The organism is Rhodopseudomonas sp. NSM (genome assembly GCF_052445935.1).
Classification (GTDB): domain Bacteria; phylum Pseudomonadota; class Alphaproteobacteria; order Rhizobiales; family Xanthobacteraceae; genus Rhodopseudomonas.
The window spans coordinates 403,248-417,945 of sequence record NZ_JBQTCH010000003.1; the positions used below are offsets into that span (position 1 = coordinate 403,248).

Here is a 14,698-nt window from a genome sequence, read left to right on the forward strand (position 1 = left end):
ATGAATCAGACCACGAGATGCGCGCCGCCGAATTCGATCGTCTTCCTGGAAGACCCGGCGGGCGGCAAGTCGCCGAAGATCGACGATCGCCCGGTGAGCATATGGGCGACACCATCGTGTATCATCGTCGGCACGCTCTGTTCGATGGATGGTGAGACCGAACTGATCGTGTCGGACCAACCGAATGATGTGCCGCCGACACGGCCGACGTTCGACAGTTTTCTCCAAACGCCGAGCCGCGTCATCGAGGTGTCGACCTCCGAGCGCGAAATACTCCTGCGCTGTCCGGTGGAAACACACTTCACCCATGTTCGCGTCTGGACCAACCATCTCAGCGAACCGGACCGGGTTTTGGTCGTGCTCGGGTGATGGGAGTCGCCGCGGCCGGTGAGGGGGCGCGGCGAGGGTGCTCGCCCTGACCGCCCCCGCACACGAACGGGGTGGTGCTCTCCGCTTCTGCAACATCGACTAGAGCACTTCATCGACTGATAGGATCAACGCGGCATTCTCGAGTGCGGAGTCGTCATCCTGAGGCGCGCGCGTAGCGCGCCTTGAAGGATGCGGCGAAGACGCTTGTGGCTCATCCTTCGAGGCCCGCAGCGCCGCGCATCGCGCGGCCCAGCGTGAACCTCAGGATGACGACAGTGATTCCATCAAACCAGAGTTGATCCAACAACGTTCGAGGCCCGACCGATGTGGAGCTCATCCGCGAGCACCGCCGCGCATCAGCGCGCGCGCTTCATGCAGCCCGATGCGGCGCGGTGGATGCGGCCAGACGCGGATCGCTGGATCCGGCCCGATGTCGCGCGCTTCCTTGCGCCGGGCACTGATCCGGCGACGATCTTCCCCGCGCTCGACCGCAAGTACAGCCCTAACCAGCCGCGGGTACCGGCCGGAAACCCGGATGGCGGGCAGTGGACAAATGGTGGCATCAGCGCTCGCTGGGCCGTCGACGATGTCCTCCTCAGCGATCCACAGGATGATCAGCTCCTCGATGGCGTTCAACTGACTCAGGTCGGGAGCTCAGTCACTGACGCCGATGGACTTCCCTACTATGCAACCGGCGGCCATCACGAAATGCCGAGGGGTGTCTACAGGAAATGGAACTTGCAGCCCGAGACCGAACGGGTATTCAATCGATCGACGACTGGCTCGCTTCCACAGGGAAGCCATATCGAAACGGATCAAGGTTTGCTCCGAGGACACTACTGGGATGGACCGGATGGTGCTCATGCCAAGTACAACAACGCCGTGTCTGACTTGAGTGAGCGCTTCATGAGAGAACAACGGATCACGCCTTGAGTGATGACGCCCGATCAAGCCGAAGAGCTTCTGACGCGTATCAGGGAGTCGGACGTGCCGGAAATACGTGACTACAACCGGGCAATTCGGATGCTGAGGAGGGTGTTCCGATGGCGCATGGGCAGAGAGTAGGCCGTTGGCTCGGTGATCGCCGGAGCATCGTCCGATGACGCGGGAGAAATTCCTGCAGACCTGGAGCGAGTTGCGAGATCGCGCCATTGCCTATCTCGAAGGCTTTGGAAAGGAGATCGATCCGCTCGGCCACAAGGACTTCTGGGTCGTCGACGATGATTATGACCTCTATCTTCTCCAGGTCGAGATCATGAGTCTCGATCTGCTGCAGCCGGCGGTGATCTACGGACTGCGCGATCTGCTCCGTGACTATCCCGATTTCGCGATGACCGTTGCCGTTGTGGCGCCCCACGGCATCACGTGGCCGCGGATGGGTATCACGCTGTTCGAAGGCCAGATCATCGACGGGCTGAAGCGCGGATCGCTGCCGCTCCCCTATCAGGAGATTCAATATAAGGGCTCTCGGCCGGATTGATGAAGCGCTGCTTCCAGGAGGCCGACCCGCATCCCTGAACGCATTGCTGGCCGCCCGCTAGCCGCCGACCAACCGATCCCCTCGACTGAACGCTCCCCCGCCGTGGCCTCCCGCCGCGGCGTTTTCGTTCGTGCCTATCCCGAAACGCCCACCAGGAGAACCCGATGGACTACGACATCACCACCACCGCGCCGGAGACCAAGGCCGGCTTCGCTTCGTCCGAGCGCGATGCGCAGGACGAGCTGCTGCGCGTCCACGAGGAATTCAAGGCGGCCAATGACGAGCGCCTGGCCGCGCGCGAGCGGCGGCGCGGCGACGTGTTGCTGGAAGAGAAGGTCGACCGGATTTCGGATGCGATCGACACCCGGCTGAAGCGGATCGAGGATTTCGCGCTGAAGCAGGCGCGGCCGCGGCTCGACGGCCGCCGCGCCGAGAGCTTCGCCGGCAGCCGCGAGCACAAGAGTGCGTTCGAGGCCTACGTCCGCAGCGGCGACGCCGCGCCGCTGCGCGCGATCGAGACCAAGGCGCTGTCGGTCGGCTCCAATCCGGACGGCGGTTACCTCGTGCCGGTCGAGCTCGAACACGCGATCGCCTCGCGGCTTTCGTCGATCTCGCCGATCCGGAGCCTCGCCTCGGTGCGCGAGATTTCCGGCAGCGTCTACAAGAAGCCGTTCATGACCACGGGGCCCGCCACCGGCTGGGTCGGCGAGACCGACGTGCGGACGCAGACGGCCTCGCCGGTGCTCGACGCGCTGTCGTTCCCGGCGATGGAGCTGTACGCGATGCCGGCCGCGACCGCGACGCTGCTCGACGACTCGGCGGTGAATATCGACGAGTGGATCGCCGCCGAGGTCGAACTCACCTTCGCGGTGCAGGAGGGCGCGGCGTTCGTCAACGGCGACGGCGTCAACAAGCCGAAGGGCTTTCTCGCCGCGCCCACGGTGGCGAACGCGTCGTGGAGCTGGGGCAGTCTCGGTACTATCGCCACCGGCGCCGCCGGCGCGTTTCCCGAGGACGATCCGTCCGACGTGCTGGTCGATCTGATCTACGCGCTGAAGGCCGGCTATCGCCAGAACGGCGCCTTCGTGATGAACCGCAAGACCCAGGCCACGATCCGCAAGTTCAAGGATGCGTCCGGCAGCTATCTGTGGCAGCCGCCGGCGCAGGCGGGCGGCCGCGCCTCGCTGATGACGTTCCCGCTGATCGAGGCCGAGGACATGCCCGACGTCGCGGCGAATTCGCTCAGCGTCGCGTTCGGCGACTTCCGCCGCGGCTATCTGGTGGTCGACCGGCTCGGCGTCCGCGTGCTGCGCGACCCGTATTCCGCCAAGCCCTACGTGCTGTTCTACACCACGAAGCGGGTCGGCGGCGGCGTGCAGGACTTCGACGCGATCAAGCTGCTGAAGTTCGCGGCGAGCTGAACGAGCATCCGAACGCACGATCCAGACTCACGATCCAAGCGGCGCGCCCGATCGGCGCGCCGTTTTCGATTCCAGCCCCTGTTTTGGATCCTCGGTGAGGACAACGTCGCATGCCGCACCAGGACGATGCCTGGCTGCGCCATCAGCAGACGCGATGGTTGCGGCCCGACGGCGACCGCTGGGTGCGCCCGGACGCCGCGCGGTTTCTGAAGCCAGGTAGCAACCTGGTCGAGGTCTTCCCGGCGCTGGCGTTCAAATACAGCCCAAACCAGCCGCGCGTGCCGGCCGGCCATCCGGACGGCGGGCAGTGGACGAGCGGGGGAGGGGGTGAGGTCTCGGACTTTGCGGACCCCATCGGCAGTACGCAGCCGAGCTATGCGCTGCCCATGGGCGACGTTGCGATCGGTGACGTTGCCGTTGGAAGCGACGATCTGTTTTCCATCGTGTCGAAACAGCCCGAGCGCACTGGTGTCAGGCTTGCGGGCGATCTACCGGAAGGCAGCGATCCGGCTCCGGAGGTGCCGACGGAGCCTCCGCCGGAAATTCCAGCCAAGAAACCCAGAACCAGTGCAGAGCGGACGGCCATTCTTCGAGCTGTCGAAAATTGGGCAGTGCGACATGCTGGTCTACCAGCTAAGATGTTGTTCGGTGCGATCGAGAATATTGAATGGCTCAAGGATCGGACAGATCTCATCCGAGCAGCAACCGATCCGCCGAAGAGCCTCCTGGAGTTGCAGAATGAAGTCGGCAGGAAGCGCGCGGGCTACGACGTTCATCACATTGTTGAAAGAACCTGGGCGGAGTATTTTGGCTTTTCGCGATCGCAGGTCAATGATCGGTCGAATTTGGTGAGTATTCCGCGACTTAAGCATTGGCAGATCACCGGATGGTACATGACGCGGACCGATGAGTTCGGTGGTTTGTCGCCGCGGGATTAACTTGCAGGTCGGGACTGGAACGAGCGTAAGCGGGTGGGGCTATACGCTCTTCGGCGATTTGGAGTGCTCGAGCCGTGAAAGCGATCGATCTTGAAGCCATGTCGACGGACGAACTGGTGCAGCGCTTCTCCGCTATAGGAGTCGCACAAGATCAGGCGCTGCTCGGATTCAGGCTCAAGGAGTTCAATCGGCTTTTCGAGAAAATGGCCGATGTGTCCGAGGCGCTGAAACGACGTGACGGCGATCAGCGGCGCGCGCTGCTGGTGCTGTTCAGCTATCCGAATATGCAAGTGCGATTGAAGGCTGCCAAACATACGCTCGCAGTCGCGCCGCTCGAAGCGCGCCAGCAGCTCGAAGCAATTGTGGCTAGCAGGTGGTTCCCGCAAGCGGGTGACGCCGGCATGTGCTTGTCGTTGCTGGACGACGGGACTTTCAAACCGAAATGACACAGAGAGACGATGTCGAGGCCCACGCGGCGCCCGCCCGCGGACCGACGCGATGATCATGCTGCTGAAATTTTCGGCGAGCTGATCGGCCCGGTCCGCCCGGAACGGCCTGATCTCGACATCCAAACGGCGCGCCCGATCGGCGCGCCGTGTTCGTTTGCGGCCTTCGGTTCATCCGCAACGAGGATGCTGCCGTATGCCGCATCACGACCAGGCCTGGCTGCGCCATCAGTAGATGCGATGGCTGCGGCCCGATGGCGACCGCTGGGTGCGCCCGGACGCCGCGCGCTTTCTGAAGCCAAGTAGCAACCCGTCGAGGCCTTTCCGGCGCCGGCGTTCAAATTCAGCCCGAACCAGCCGCGCGTGCCGGCCGGCCATTCGGACGGCGGGCAGTGGACGAGTGGCGGGGGTGGGGCCGCCGAGTCTGCAGATCCCAGTGGGAGCGGGCCCGCGAGCGCGGCGCAGCCGATGGGCGACGTTGCGATCGGCGACGCCGCGGCCCAAAGCAATGATCTGTTTTCAATCGTGTCGAAAGAGCCAGACCGCTCCGGCGTGCGGTTGGCGGGCGATCTGCCGGAGGGCAGCGATCCGGCGCCTGGAGTGCCCGGCAACGAGCCGCCGGAAATTCCGCAAAAGAAACCTGCCTATAGTGCAGATCGAACGAGATATTTTCGGGCTGCTGCCGACTGGCTTGCACGAAGCTCGGGTCTTCCCGGACTGCTTTACGAAGGCTCTATGAGATCCGTGGAGTGGCTGCGAGATTGGCATGATGTTATTTCGGCTGCGCGAGACGGTCCCAAGCCGTTGAGGGAGTTCATGGACGGTGTTGGTCAAGCTCGCCCGGGCTACGATGTCCATCACATCAACGAGGTAAAGGCGGCAAAGCTGGATGGTTATAGCCTGTTGGTGATCAACGATCCTTCGAATCTTGTCAGCATTCCGCGCCTGAAGAACTATCAGATCACGGTATGGTATTCAGCACCAAGCGTCGAATTTGATGGTTTGTCTCCGGGAGAATTCCTGCGTGGCAAGAGCTGGGAGACGCGCCGCGAAGTCGGGTTGAGGGCGCTGCGAAAATTTGGAGTGTTGGAGCCATGAGCAAACAGGATCTTCGCCAAATGGCGACGCCGGAGCTCGTGGCTCTATTTGCGAAAGTCGTGGTCGGACAGGACGAGGCCTTGCTCGGACATCAGCGAGCGAAATTCAAACGCTTGTTCGACATGATGCGAGATATTGCGAACGAATTGAAGGGACGCGAAAGTGATCAGCGGGTCGCGCTGTTGAGCCTCTTCGAATACCCGAATATGCAGGTGCGGCTTCAGGCGGCCAAGCTGACGCTCGCGGTCGCTCCCCTGGAGGCGCGCAAACAGCTCGAAGCTATCGCGTCCACAAAGTGGTATCCGCAGGCCGGCGACGCCGGTATGTGCCTATCCTTTCTGGACGATGGAACATTCAAGCCGAAATGATACATCAGGATGATGTCGGATGCGGTGCAGCAACATGCTTCCGTGGCAAGCGCAGGCTCAGCGCGCGGGACGCCGCGGCTCGCCGAGATTCGTGCTGGAAGGTCGAAGAAATGCGATTTCGGCGCTTGATAATCGAAGCCGGGTCCCGATGATCGACCGCGGCGAGAACACGCACCATGACTTCCCTCAGGCGTGCAGCTCGTTCAAGGTGTTGGCTCCATGAGGGCAGATCAATTGAAGAGCGCAAGCACTCATGAGCTGGTCGCCCATTTTGCCAAGGTCGTTGATCGAGATCCATCGGACCGTGCGCGGTGAGGCGAGTCGGTGGGTGACGCGCTTGCGCGCTCACCCACCCTACGGGGGGAGCCGGTGCAAGGCGCCTTGCCGCGGAGTGGAACAATTGCTTGCGGCGGGATTTGCCGCTGCGAGGGAAAACCGGATGAAGCGAACGATCACACTGTCCGCCGCCTGTGCCGCGCTCGCGTTGGTCGCGATCGACATCGGCCCGGCCTTCGCCCGCGGCGGGGCGGCGAACATCATGGATTCGCCGGGCTATCAGCTCCGGCTGAAGGAATCGCGCGAGCAGTTGCAGCGGCGCTATACGACGCCGCCGGCGGTGTATCCGCGGCAGAGGGTCGACACGCCGCGCAAGGCCAGGCCGAACAGCACGCGCAAGCTGCGGCGCTGAGCGCGCGGGCGACCCGGTCGCCGGCGGCTCAGCAGTAGCCGTACCAGCCGCAGGCGTAGGGCAGGCGGCTGAAGATCGCATCCGACGGCGTGCCGTAATAGTTGAAGTAGTGATAGGAATTCGGCTTGCCGTAATAGCCCTGGACGATGGGGCGGACGTCGATCTCCGGTGCATAGACCGGCGATGCGCTGATGACGTCGCGCGGCGGCGGCACCATTGCGACGATGCGGCCGCGCGGCTCGGGCTCGGCGAAGATGCGGCCGATCCTGCTGTGCGCGGGCAGATCCGCGGCCACCGCCGGTGCGGCGGTGGCAAGAGCGATCAGCAGGACGGCAAGGCGCATCGACGGGCTCCGGGTGAGCCGGCAGGGTGGGCCAACATGGTTAACGAAATCTGAAGGGCGACGGTGGGCGTGGCGGGTGTCTCCGCAAGCGCCGTCATCCTGAGGTGCGCGCTGTTGCGCGCCTCGAAGGATGCGGAGGCGGGCACGGCGTTCGCGGCGCATCCTTCGAGGCCGCCGCTGCGCGGCGGCGCCTCAGGATGACGGCGGCAGATGGTGCGGCTTCGCGCCGGCCTACTTCGCCAGCGTCGCGCCCCAGCTCCGCGCCGTGGTCTCGATCCAGTCGCGATACAGCGTCAAGGGCGTGATGCCGGTGAGGCCGCCGCAGCCGCTCGCGTTGGCGGCGCCGGTCGACCACGACACCACGCCGATCACCACCGCGCGGCCGTTCTGCTGTTGCAGCGCCGGGCCGCCGGAATCGCCGGTGCAGGCGCCCTGGCCCTCGCGGGCGTTGTTGGTCGCCGGATCGACCAGGCGGATCTGCAGCCGGCCGGGGCGGCCGGTGGCGATCAGTTCGGCGGCGCGCACCACGCCGCCGCTCTTGCCATCGCCGCGCTGCGCCACGCCGATGCCGGCGACGGTGAAGCTCTGCCCCGCGGAGAGCGGATCGCCCGGCGCGGCGATCGCGACCGGGCTCCTGCCGGGCAGGGGAGCCGCGAGCTGCAGCAGCGCGATGTCGGCGGTGGCGCGGTTGGCCTTGATCGCGCGCAGATCGAATTGCGGATGCGCAGCGAGGCGGCGGATGTCGCGGAGCTGCGGCTGGCCCTGCGCGTCGCGCTGCACGATCTTGTAGTCCGCGCCGGGCGCGACGCAATGCGCGGCGCTCAGCACCAGATCGGGCGCGATCAGCGCGCCGGAGCAGAAATTGCCGCGCGAGCCGACGATGGTGACGATGGCGCGGCCGAGGCCGTCGCTGCGCTCGCGTGCGCCGCCGACCATCGCGACGCAAGGCGTGGCCGCGAGCGCGGCTGTGAACAGCAGTGCGAGTTTCAACGAGCGGATCATGGCGAGCTTCAAGAGCCTCGCCGCCGCCGCGCTGTCAACCGGATGATCTCGGAGGGAAGAACATGTCGGCGATTTTGCTGGCGGGGCCGGCTGTGGAGCCGTGGACGCTCGCCGAACTGAAGACCTTTCTGCGCGTCGACCACGACGACGACGATCCGGTGATCGCGTCGCTGCTCGCCGCGGCGCGTAGCCAGATCGAGGCGATGACGCGGCGCGCGCTGCTGGCGCAGAGCTGGCGGATCACGCGCGACGCCTGGCCGCGCGACGGCCGCATTGCGCTGCGGATCGGGCCGCTGCAGGCGCTGAGCGCGGCGCGTGTGTTCGATGCCGACGGCACTGCGCATGAGGTCGACCTCGCGCGGTTCGTGATCGACGCCGCAAGCGGGACGATCGCCGCGCCGTTTGGGTCGCTGCCGCAGCCGGGGCGCAGCGTCGCAGGCATCGCGCTCGACGTCGAGCTCGGTTACGGCACGCAAGCCTCGGACGTGCCCGAGCTGCTGCGCCACGCGGTGCGCACGTTGGTCGCGCACTGGTACGACAACCGCGGCATGGCGGCGATCGGCGGCAGCGTCGCGATACTGCCGGGCAGCGTGGCGGCGATGATCGCGAGCTTCCGGGTGGCGGCGCTATGATCGATCCGGGCAGGCTGAGCACGCGGCTGACGCTGGAGGCGCCGGTCGAGAGCGGTGACGGGCAGGGCGGCGTGGTGCGCAGCTACGCGGCGCAGGCCGTGGTGTGGGCGCTGGTCGTGCCGCACGCGGCGCGCGAGGGCGTCGATGCCGATGCCGATCGGGCGATGTTGCGCGTGACCATCACGCTGCGCGGCGGCGTTCAGCTCACCCGGGCGCATCGGCTGATCGATGGCGCGCGGATCTATCGCATCGTGTCGTGGCGCCCGCGCGAAGGCGGCGCGCTGATCGAGATCGACGCGGAGACGCGGCTCTGAGCGTCATCCTGAGGAGCCCGGCTTAGCCGGGCGTCTCGAGGATGGCGGCAGGCACCCGTGGGCATCCTTCGAGGCTCGCTGCGCTCGCACCTCAGGATGACGGCTTCGCTGCAACAAGGATGTTCCCCATGCCCACCGCACCTGCGGCGCTGCGCGCTGCGATTCATCAGGCGCTGACTTCCGACAGCGGACTTCTCGCCGCGCTCGGCGGGGCGCGCATCTACGACGAGCCGCCGCGCGACGCGGCGCTGCCCTACGTCACGCTCGGCGAGGCGCGGATCAGCGACGCCTCCGCCGACGACGCGCCGATGCAGGAGCATCAGCTGACGCTGCACGCCTGGTCGCGGCAGGGCGGGCACAAGGAGGCGCATGTCATCACCGGCGCGCTGCTGCAGGCGCTCGACGACGCGCCGCTGCAGCCGGCCGGCCACCGCCTGGTCAATCTGCGCTTCGCGCTCGCCGATATCCGCCGCGAGGCCGACGGCCGCACCTATCACGCATTGGTGCGGTTCCGCGCCGTCACCGAACCTGTCAGTTAGGAGAAGACGCATGGGCGCACAGAAGGGCAAGGATCTGCTGGTCAAGATCAGCGACGGCGGCAACTACGTCACCGTCGCGGGGTTGCGCAGCCGCAGGATCGCGTTCAACGCCGAGTTGGTGGACATCACTCACGCCGAATCCGCCGAGCGCTGGCGCGAGCTGCTGGCCGGCGCCGGCGTGCGCCGCGCCTCGATCTCCGGCCGCGGCCTGTTCAAGGATGCCGCCTCCGACGCTTTGGTGCGAAGTGCGTTCTTCAACGGGCTGATCAGCGACTGCCAGCTGATCGTGCCGGATTTCGGCGCGATCTCCGGGCCGTTCCAGATCGCGGCGCTCGAATTCGCCGGCGAGCACAATGGCGAGGTGACGTTCGACGTCACGCTGGAGAGCGCCGGCGCGCTGAGCTTCGCAACCTTGTGAGGGGATCATGGCCAACAGACATCGCGGTGAGATCGAGGCGGAGATCGGCGGCCGGCGGCGCACGCTGGTGCTGACGCTGGGGGCGCTCGCCGAACTGGAGAGCGCGTTCGCGGCGTCCGATCTGGTGGCGCTGGCGCAGCGCTTCGGCAGCGGGCATCTGTCGGCGCGCGATCTGTTGCGGATCATCGCGGCGGGCCTGCGCGGCGCAGGAGAGGCAGTGAGCGACGACGAGGTCGCGGCGATGACGGTCGCGGGCGGCGCGACGGGCTATGCGATGATCGCGGCCGAACTGATCGCCGCGACCTTCGGCGAAGCGGCGTGACGCCGTTTCCCTGGGCCGAGGCGATGCAATTCGGCTTCGGCGTGCTGCGGCTGTCGTCCGATCAGTTCTGGCGGATGACGCCGCGCGAACTCGCCAGCGCGCTGACCGGCGCGCGCGGCGCGATCGCGGCGCCGCTCGATCGCGGTGGTCTCGACGACCTGATGCGACGTTTTCCCGATCACGAGGAGCAAGCGCGATGACGGGCGATGACGATTGCGAGCGGTGCGACTGCGACTGCGTCGACGAGACGTCGCAGAAGGTCGACCAGCTCACCACCAAGACCCAGGCGCTCAGCAGCGAGGCCAAGGGTTTTGCCCGCGCGATGACCAGCGCGTTCTCGCAGTCGGTCACCGGCGGCAAGCAGTTCGAGGACGTGCTGAAGTCGCTGGTGCTGAGGGTCTCCGATCTAGCGCTGAAGGCGGCGCTGAAGCCGCTGACGAGCGGCCTCGCCACCGGCTTCGACGGCCTGTTCTCGGGCCTGTTCGGCGGCGCCACCAAGGCGGCCGACGGCGCGATCAAGCCGTTCGCGGCCGGCGGGGTGATCGGCACGCCGACCTACTTCCCGATGCTCGGCGGCGGTGTCGGGCTCGCCGGCGAAGCGGGGCCGGAAGCGATCATGCCGCTGCAGCGCGGGCCGGATGGCCGGCTTGGCGTCGCGAACAACGGCGGCGGCAGCAGCGTGGTCAACATCCAGATCGCCACGCCCGACGCCGACAGCTTCCGCCGCTCGGAGAGCTACGTCACCGGGCAGATCGCGCGCGCCGTCTCGCGCGGCCAGCGGGGATTGTAACCCTCCCCCTTGCGGGGAGGGTCGCTCGCGCAGCGAGCGGGGTGGGGGGCCGCGGGCACTGCGCGCGTGGCCACCCCCACCCGGCCCGACGCCGCTGCGCGTCGCCGGTCCACCCTCCCCGCAAGGGGGAGGGTGAAGAGAGCACGACCGTCATCCTGAGGAGCGCGCTCTTGCGCGCCTCGAAGGATGGCAACGCACACCGCGGCCCTGCTTCGAGGCTCGCCCTGCGGGCGAGCACCTCAGCATGACGGTTCCTTTGTTGCGAGCAAGATCATGACCGCATTCCACGAAATCCTGTTTCCGCTCGACATCGCGCTGAAGAGCGCGGGCGGGCCGGAGCGGCGCACCGAGATCGTTTCGTTCGGCTCCGGCCGCGAGCAGCGCAATGCGCGCTGGGCGGAGTCACGGCGGCGGTTCGACGCCGGCTACGGCGTCAAGACGCTGGAGGCGCTGCAGGCGGTGGTGGCGTTCTTCGAGGAACGGCGCGGGCAGCTCTATGGTTTCCGCTGGCGCGACCGGCTCGATCATGCGTCGGCCGCGCCGGGGCAACCGCTGTCGCCGCTCGACCAGGGCATCGGCATCGGCGACGGCGTGGTCGCGAACTACCAACTGGTGAAGAGCTATGGCGCCGGTTTTGCGCCCTATGCGCGGCGGATCGCCAAGCCGGTCGCGGGTTCGGTGCGGGTCGCGGTCGGCGGCGTCGAGGCGATGGGCGGATTCGTCGTCGATACCACGACCGGCGTGGTGACGTTCCTCGCCGGCCACATCCCGCCGCCGGGCGCGGCGGTGACGGCGGGCTATCAGTTCGACGTGCCGGTGCGGTTCGACACCGATTATCTCGAAGTCGACCTGTCGGCGTTCTCCGCCGGCGCGATCCCGAAGATCCCGGTGATCGAGATCAGGGTGTGAGGACTGACCCTCTCCCCTTGTGGGAGAGGGTGGCTTCGCGAAGCGAAGCCGGGTGAGGGGCCGCGGGCACGGCGCCCCCTCATCCGTCGCGGACTTCGTCCGCGCCACCTTCTCCCACGAGGGGAGAAGGAAAAAACAGGTGATCGTCGATGCGCTCCATTTCCCCAGCCCTGCAGGCGAGACTCGACTCCGGCGCCACCACCCTCGCTCAGTGCTGGATTGTGCGGCGGCGTGACGGCGGTGTGCTCGGCTTCACCGATCATGATCGCGATCTGCCGATCGAAGGCGTCACCTGTCGTGCCGGCACCGGATTTGCGGCGTCGGAGGCGGCGCAGCGGTTCGATCTGTCGGTCGACGGCGCGGAGATCTCCGGCGCTCTGTCCGACGATCTGCTGCGCGAGGCCGATCTCGCCGCCGGTCGCTATGACGCGGCGACGATCGAGAGCTGGCTGGTCGACTGGAGCGATCCGTCGTTGCGGATGCTGACCGCGCGCGGTTCGCTGGGCGAGGTGCGGCGCGAGGGGCAGGCATTCACGGCGGAGCTGCGCGGGCTCGCCGATCTGCTGTCGCAGGAAAGCGGGCGGCTCTACACAGCGGGTTGCGGCGCCGATCTCGGCGACGGCCGCTGCCGCGTCGATATCAACCATCCGACGCTGCGCGGCGCCGGCCACGTCACCGCCGCGCTCGGAACCTCGACGCTGGCGGTGGCCGGGCTCGAGGCCTATGCGGCGGGGCTGTTCAGCGCCGGCCGGCTGAGCTGGACCAGCGGCGCCAATGCGGGCGCCGCGATCGAGGTCAAGCAGCACCGCATCGTCGGAGGTGGGGTCCGGCTGTCGCTGTGGCAGGCGATGGCCGAGCCGATTGCGATCGGCGACGGCTTCGTGGTCACGGCGGGGTGCGACAAGCAGTTCGCCACCTGCCGCGACCGCTTCGGCAATGGCGTCAATTTCCGCGGCTTCCCGCAGATCCCCGGCAATGATTTCGTCGTCGGCTATCCGGTGCCCGGCGCGCCTGGCCATGGCGGCGGCTCGATCGGCGGTGGATATGGCGGCGGCGGTGCCGGCGGCGGCATCGGTTAGCAGACAGGCCGCGATCCTTCTGTCACGCGAGAGGCGACAATGAGCAGATCTGTTACCCGCGATGCGCTGGTGGCCGAGGCGCGGAGCTGGATCGGCACGCGCTATCGGCATCAGGCGTCGGTGAAGGGCGTCGGCTGCGATTGCCTGGGGTTGGTGCGCGGCGTCTGGCGGGGCTGCATCGGCGACGAGCCGGAAGCGCCACCTCCTTACGCGCCGGACTGGGCCGAGGCGCAGGGCGCAGAGACGCTGGCGGAGGCGGCGCTGCGGCACCTGGTGCCGATCGCGCGCGAAGACTTCCGCGCCGGCGACGTGCTGCTGTTCCGCTGGCGCGAGCTCTGCGTCGCCAAGCACGTCGCGCTCGCGAGTTCGGCTACGACGATGATCCACGCCCATGACGGCGCGTCGGTCTGCGAGATCGCGATCGCGCCGTGGTGGCGGCGACGGCTGGCCTATGCGTTCTGCTTTCCGGGGGTGCGGGATTGAGAGAGTGCGTGCGTCGTCACCTCTACCCGCGCGCGGGGAGAGGTCGACCGGCGAAGCGCAGCGAAGCCGGTCGGGTGAGGGGGCGTCTCGCCGCGGTCGAGCGGACGTGAATCACTTGTCGTTCTCGCCGTGTCGCGGACTCAGCAGCCCCTCACCCCAACCCTCTCCCCGCAAGTGCGGGGCGAGGGAGCCTGCCGCGGCTGTTGCGGCGTCGGGGTCTCCACGACGACGGCGTGCGAACTCAGGACGGCGTGACATCGGCGCGGGCGGGGGCGCTTGGCGCGGACCGGCTCTGGACGATCATCTGTTTGATCGCCGCGACGGTTTCGGGCGCAAGATGCTTGTGCGCACCGAGCGCGACGTAGATGGCATTCAGCGTGTTCTTGCGGACGTCCGGAGGAAACAGCACGGTGCCGCGCGCACTCTCGGCGAGTCCGAACATCGCCTGGGCGGCGAGGCCCAGATCGTATCCCCACACCCAGCACCACAGCCGCACGGCGGTCGACCATCCGCGCTGATAGGCGCGCAGCGTGGTGCCAGTCTCGAACAGCGCCTTCTCGGCGGCGTCGCGGACCTCGTCGCTCGCCCCGCCGTCGACGGTGTAGTAGCGCTCGGCGGTCTGCAGCGCCGCGATCCGCTCCTCTTGCAGGGCGACCACCGGCTTGCCGACGAAGTTGACGACAAACCACGCCGCGATCGCGACCGCTGCACTCGCCACGAGTTCCTGAATCATCTCATCCTGCTCCGGCCGTCGCCGCGAAGGATCTACGATGCAAATGCCGTGGCCTGCGTCAATGCCACGGGGATTCGACTTACGTCGCGCTGCGCGTCGATGGGCGCGCTTTCTCACCTCTCCCCGCGCGCGGGGAGAGGTCGGCGCGCATCGTCAGATGCGTGCCGGGTGAGGGGGCGTTTCGACGGGACGAGAGTCAGCGACTCGTGGCGCCCTCACCCCAACCCTCTCCCGCAAGCGGGAGAGGGGGCGCGCAGCGGGTGGGGCGAGGTCGTGTCCAACACTCGCGCGGCTAACGATTGTCCTCACCGATCTCCAACGAAGTA

The 14,698-nt window shown here is 67.1% G+C and carries 22 protein-coding genes; 19 read left to right on the forward strand and 3 right to left on the reverse strand.

Features of this window, described 5'->3' with window-relative positions:
• The 9 genes from ACTZWT_RS10255 (at position 1) to ACTZWT_RS10295 (ending at position 6,808) form a co-directional block, all read left to right on the forward strand.
• Entirely contained in the window at positions 1-369 is a 369-nt protein-coding gene (locus ACTZWT_RS10255; RefSeq protein ID WP_444769564.1) for a hypothetical protein, read from the forward strand.
• A gap of 324 nt (positions 370-693) precedes the next feature.
• The gene (locus tag ACTZWT_RS10260) at positions 694-1,302 is read left to right on the forward strand and encodes a hypothetical protein (RefSeq protein ID WP_444769565.1); all 609 of its coding nucleotides are present in this window, start codon (positions 694-696) and stop codon (positions 1,300-1,302) included.
• A 166-nt stretch (positions 1,303-1,468) separates the two neighbouring features.
• Positions 1,469-1,849: a hypothetical protein gene (locus ACTZWT_RS10265; protein WP_444769566.1), complete on the forward strand. Its 381-nt coding sequence runs from the start codon at positions 1,469-1,471 to the stop codon at positions 1,847-1,849.
• Positions 1,850-2,013: 164 nt separating this feature from the next.
• Positions 2,014-3,270: a phage major capsid protein gene (locus ACTZWT_RS10270; protein ID WP_444769567.1), complete on the forward strand. Its 1,257-nt coding sequence runs from the start codon at positions 2,014-2,016 to the stop codon at positions 3,268-3,270.
• 110 nt (positions 3,271-3,380) lie between these two features.
• Positions 3,381-4,208: a hypothetical protein gene (locus ACTZWT_RS10275; protein WP_444769568.1), complete on the forward strand. Its 828-nt coding sequence runs from the start codon at positions 3,381-3,383 to the stop codon at positions 4,206-4,208.
• 74 nt (positions 4,209-4,282) lie between these two features.
• Positions 4,283-4,654, forward strand: coding sequence for a DUF2019 domain-containing protein (locus ACTZWT_RS10280; RefSeq protein ID WP_444769569.1), 372 nt, complete (start codon positions 4,283-4,285; stop codon positions 4,652-4,654).
• A 468-nt stretch (positions 4,655-5,122) separates the two neighbouring features.
• Positions 5,123-5,752, forward strand: a complete 630-nt coding sequence (locus ACTZWT_RS10285) for a hypothetical protein (protein WP_444769570.1) — start codon at positions 5,123-5,125, stop codon at positions 5,750-5,752.
• Positions 5,749-6,120 (forward strand): DUF2019 domain-containing protein, encoded by a 372-nt coding sequence (locus tag ACTZWT_RS10290; protein ID WP_444769571.1) that lies wholly within the window; start codon positions 5,749-5,751, stop codon positions 6,118-6,120. The genes ACTZWT_RS10285 and ACTZWT_RS10290 overlap by 4 nt, the downstream gene beginning before the upstream one ends.
• A 439-nt stretch (positions 6,121-6,559) precedes the next feature.
• On the forward strand, positions 6,560-6,808 hold the full coding sequence (locus ACTZWT_RS10295; RefSeq protein ID WP_444769572.1) for a hypothetical protein: 249 nt from the start codon (positions 6,560-6,562) through the stop codon (positions 6,806-6,808).
• 28 nt (positions 6,809-6,836) lie between these two features.
• Here ACTZWT_RS10295 and ACTZWT_RS10300 read toward each other — a convergent pair whose 3' ends face one another.
• Entirely contained in the window at positions 6,837-7,151 is a 315-nt protein-coding gene (locus ACTZWT_RS10300) for a hypothetical protein (protein WP_444769573.1), read from the reverse strand.
• A gap of 231 nt (positions 7,152-7,382) precedes the next feature.
• Positions 7,383-8,153, reverse strand: a complete 771-nt coding sequence (locus ACTZWT_RS10305; RefSeq protein WP_444769574.1) for a S1 family peptidase — start codon at positions 8,151-8,153, stop codon at positions 7,383-7,385.
• Between the two features lie 62 nt (positions 8,154-8,215).
• On the opposite strand from ACTZWT_RS10305, the gene ACTZWT_RS10310 reads away from it, so the two are divergent.
• The 10 genes from ACTZWT_RS10310 (at position 8,216) to ACTZWT_RS10355 (ending at position 13,639) form a co-directional block, all read left to right on the forward strand.
• On the forward strand, positions 8,216-8,785 hold the full coding sequence (locus ACTZWT_RS10310) for a head-tail connector protein (RefSeq protein WP_444769575.1): 570 nt from the start codon (positions 8,216-8,218) through the stop codon (positions 8,783-8,785).
• Positions 8,782-9,099 carry a head-tail adaptor protein gene (locus tag ACTZWT_RS10315; protein ID WP_444769576.1) on the forward strand — a complete coding sequence of 106 codons (318 nt, stop codon included), beginning with the start codon at positions 8,782-8,784 and terminating at the stop codon, positions 9,097-9,099. Before ACTZWT_RS10310 ends, ACTZWT_RS10315 begins: the two co-directional genes overlap by 4 nt.
• A gap of 128 nt (positions 9,100-9,227) precedes the next feature.
• On the forward strand, positions 9,228-9,638 hold the full coding sequence (locus tag ACTZWT_RS10320) for a DUF3168 domain-containing protein (RefSeq protein ID WP_444769577.1): 411 nt from the start codon (positions 9,228-9,230) through the stop codon (positions 9,636-9,638).
• 10 nt (positions 9,639-9,648) lie between these two features.
• The gene (locus ACTZWT_RS10325; protein ID WP_444769578.1) at positions 9,649-10,056 is read left to right on the forward strand and encodes a phage major tail protein, TP901-1 family; all 408 of its coding nucleotides are present in this window, start codon (positions 9,649-9,651) and stop codon (positions 10,054-10,056) included.
• Between the two features lie 7 nt (positions 10,057-10,063).
• A complete protein-coding gene (locus tag ACTZWT_RS10330) occupies positions 10,064-10,378 on the forward strand; it encodes a gene transfer agent family protein (protein ID WP_444769579.1) in 315 nt (104 codons plus the stop codon).
• A complete protein-coding gene (locus ACTZWT_RS10335) occupies positions 10,375-10,578 on the forward strand; it encodes a rcc01693 family protein (RefSeq protein WP_444769580.1) in 204 nt (67 codons plus the stop codon). Before ACTZWT_RS10330 ends, ACTZWT_RS10335 begins: the two co-directional genes overlap by 4 nt.
• The gene (locus tag ACTZWT_RS10340; protein ID WP_444769581.1) at positions 10,575-11,168 is read left to right on the forward strand and encodes a phage tail tape measure protein; all 594 of its coding nucleotides are present in this window, start codon (positions 10,575-10,577) and stop codon (positions 11,166-11,168) included. Before ACTZWT_RS10335 ends, ACTZWT_RS10340 begins: the two co-directional genes overlap by 4 nt.
• Positions 11,169-11,441: 273 nt before the next feature.
• Entirely contained in the window at positions 11,442-12,077 is a 636-nt protein-coding gene (locus ACTZWT_RS10345) for a phage distal tail protein, Rcc01695 family (protein WP_444769582.1), read from the forward strand.
• A gap of 149 nt (positions 12,078-12,226) precedes the next feature.
• On the forward strand, positions 12,227-13,156 hold the full coding sequence (locus ACTZWT_RS10350; protein WP_444769583.1) for a DUF2163 domain-containing protein: 930 nt from the start codon (positions 12,227-12,229) through the stop codon (positions 13,154-13,156).
• 39 nt (positions 13,157-13,195) lie between these two features.
• Complete coding sequence (locus ACTZWT_RS10355) at positions 13,196-13,639, forward strand: peptidase P60 (protein ID WP_444769584.1); 444 nt, start codon at positions 13,196-13,198, stop codon at positions 13,637-13,639.
• A gap of 241 nt (positions 13,640-13,880) precedes the next feature.
• Here the strand turns inward: ACTZWT_RS10355 and ACTZWT_RS10360 are convergent, their stop codons facing one another.
• Positions 13,881-14,372 (reverse strand): hypothetical protein, encoded by a 492-nt coding sequence (locus ACTZWT_RS10360; protein WP_444769585.1) that lies wholly within the window; start codon positions 14,370-14,372, stop codon positions 13,881-13,883.
• Between the last annotated feature and the right edge of the window lie 326 nt (positions 14,373-14,698).

What these genes read in the sequence shown, in the direction of transcription:
- ACTZWT_RS10300 (WP_444769573.1), bottom strand. Translation starts at nt 7,151, where the DNA reads ATGCGCCTTGCCGTCCTGCTGATCGCTCTTGCCACCGCCGCACCGGCG.
- ACTZWT_RS10285 (WP_444769570.1), top strand. Translation starts at nt 5,123, where the DNA reads ATGGGCGACGTTGCGATCGGCGACGCCGCGGCCCAAAGCAATGATCTG.
- ACTZWT_RS10330 (WP_444769579.1), top strand. Translation starts at nt 10,064, where the DNA reads ATGGCCAACAGACATCGCGGTGAGATCGAGGCGGAGATCGGCGGCCGG.
- ACTZWT_RS10270 (WP_444769567.1), top strand. Translation starts at nt 2,014, where the DNA reads ATGGACTACGACATCACCACCACCGCGCCGGAGACCAAGGCCGGCTTC.
- ACTZWT_RS10340 (WP_444769581.1), top strand. Translation starts at nt 10,575, where the DNA reads ATGACGGGCGATGACGATTGCGAGCGGTGCGACTGCGACTGCGTCGAC.
- ACTZWT_RS10295 (WP_444769572.1), top strand. Translation starts at nt 6,560, where the DNA reads ATGAAGCGAACGATCACACTGTCCGCCGCCTGTGCCGCGCTCGCGTTG.
- ACTZWT_RS10360 (WP_444769585.1), bottom strand. Translation starts at nt 14,372, where the DNA reads ATGATTCAGGAACTCGTGGCGAGTGCAGCGGTCGCGATCGCGGCGTGG.
- ACTZWT_RS10315 (WP_444769576.1), top strand. Translation starts at nt 8,782, where the DNA reads ATGATCGATCCGGGCAGGCTGAGCACGCGGCTGACGCTGGAGGCGCCG.
- ACTZWT_RS10345 (WP_444769582.1), top strand. Translation starts at nt 11,442, where the DNA reads ATGACCGCATTCCACGAAATCCTGTTTCCGCTCGACATCGCGCTGAAG.
- ACTZWT_RS10265 (WP_444769566.1), top strand. Translation starts at nt 1,469, where the DNA reads ATGACGCGGGAGAAATTCCTGCAGACCTGGAGCGAGTTGCGAGATCGC.
- ACTZWT_RS10355 (WP_444769584.1), top strand. Translation starts at nt 13,196, where the DNA reads ATGAGCAGATCTGTTACCCGCGATGCGCTGGTGGCCGAGGCGCGGAGC.
- ACTZWT_RS10350 (WP_444769583.1), top strand. Translation starts at nt 12,227, where the DNA reads ATGCGCTCCATTTCCCCAGCCCTGCAGGCGAGACTCGACTCCGGCGCC.
- ACTZWT_RS10260 (WP_444769565.1), top strand. Translation starts at nt 694, where the DNA reads ATGTGGAGCTCATCCGCGAGCACCGCCGCGCATCAGCGCGCGCGCTTC.
- ACTZWT_RS10320 (WP_444769577.1), top strand. Translation starts at nt 9,228, where the DNA reads ATGCCCACCGCACCTGCGGCGCTGCGCGCTGCGATTCATCAGGCGCTG.
- ACTZWT_RS10255 (WP_444769564.1), top strand. Translation starts at nt 1, where the DNA reads ATGAATCAGACCACGAGATGCGCGCCGCCGAATTCGATCGTCTTCCTG.
- ACTZWT_RS10310 (WP_444769575.1), top strand. Translation starts at nt 8,216, where the DNA reads ATGTCGGCGATTTTGCTGGCGGGGCCGGCTGTGGAGCCGTGGACGCTC.
- ACTZWT_RS10305 (WP_444769574.1), bottom strand. Translation starts at nt 8,153, where the DNA reads ATGATCCGCTCGTTGAAACTCGCACTGCTGTTCACAGCCGCGCTCGCG.
- ACTZWT_RS10290 (WP_444769571.1), top strand. Translation starts at nt 5,749, where the DNA reads ATGAGCAAACAGGATCTTCGCCAAATGGCGACGCCGGAGCTCGTGGCT.
- ACTZWT_RS10275 (WP_444769568.1), top strand. Translation starts at nt 3,381, where the DNA reads ATGCCGCACCAGGACGATGCCTGGCTGCGCCATCAGCAGACGCGATGG.
- ACTZWT_RS10325 (WP_444769578.1), top strand. Translation starts at nt 9,649, where the DNA reads ATGGGCGCACAGAAGGGCAAGGATCTGCTGGTCAAGATCAGCGACGGC.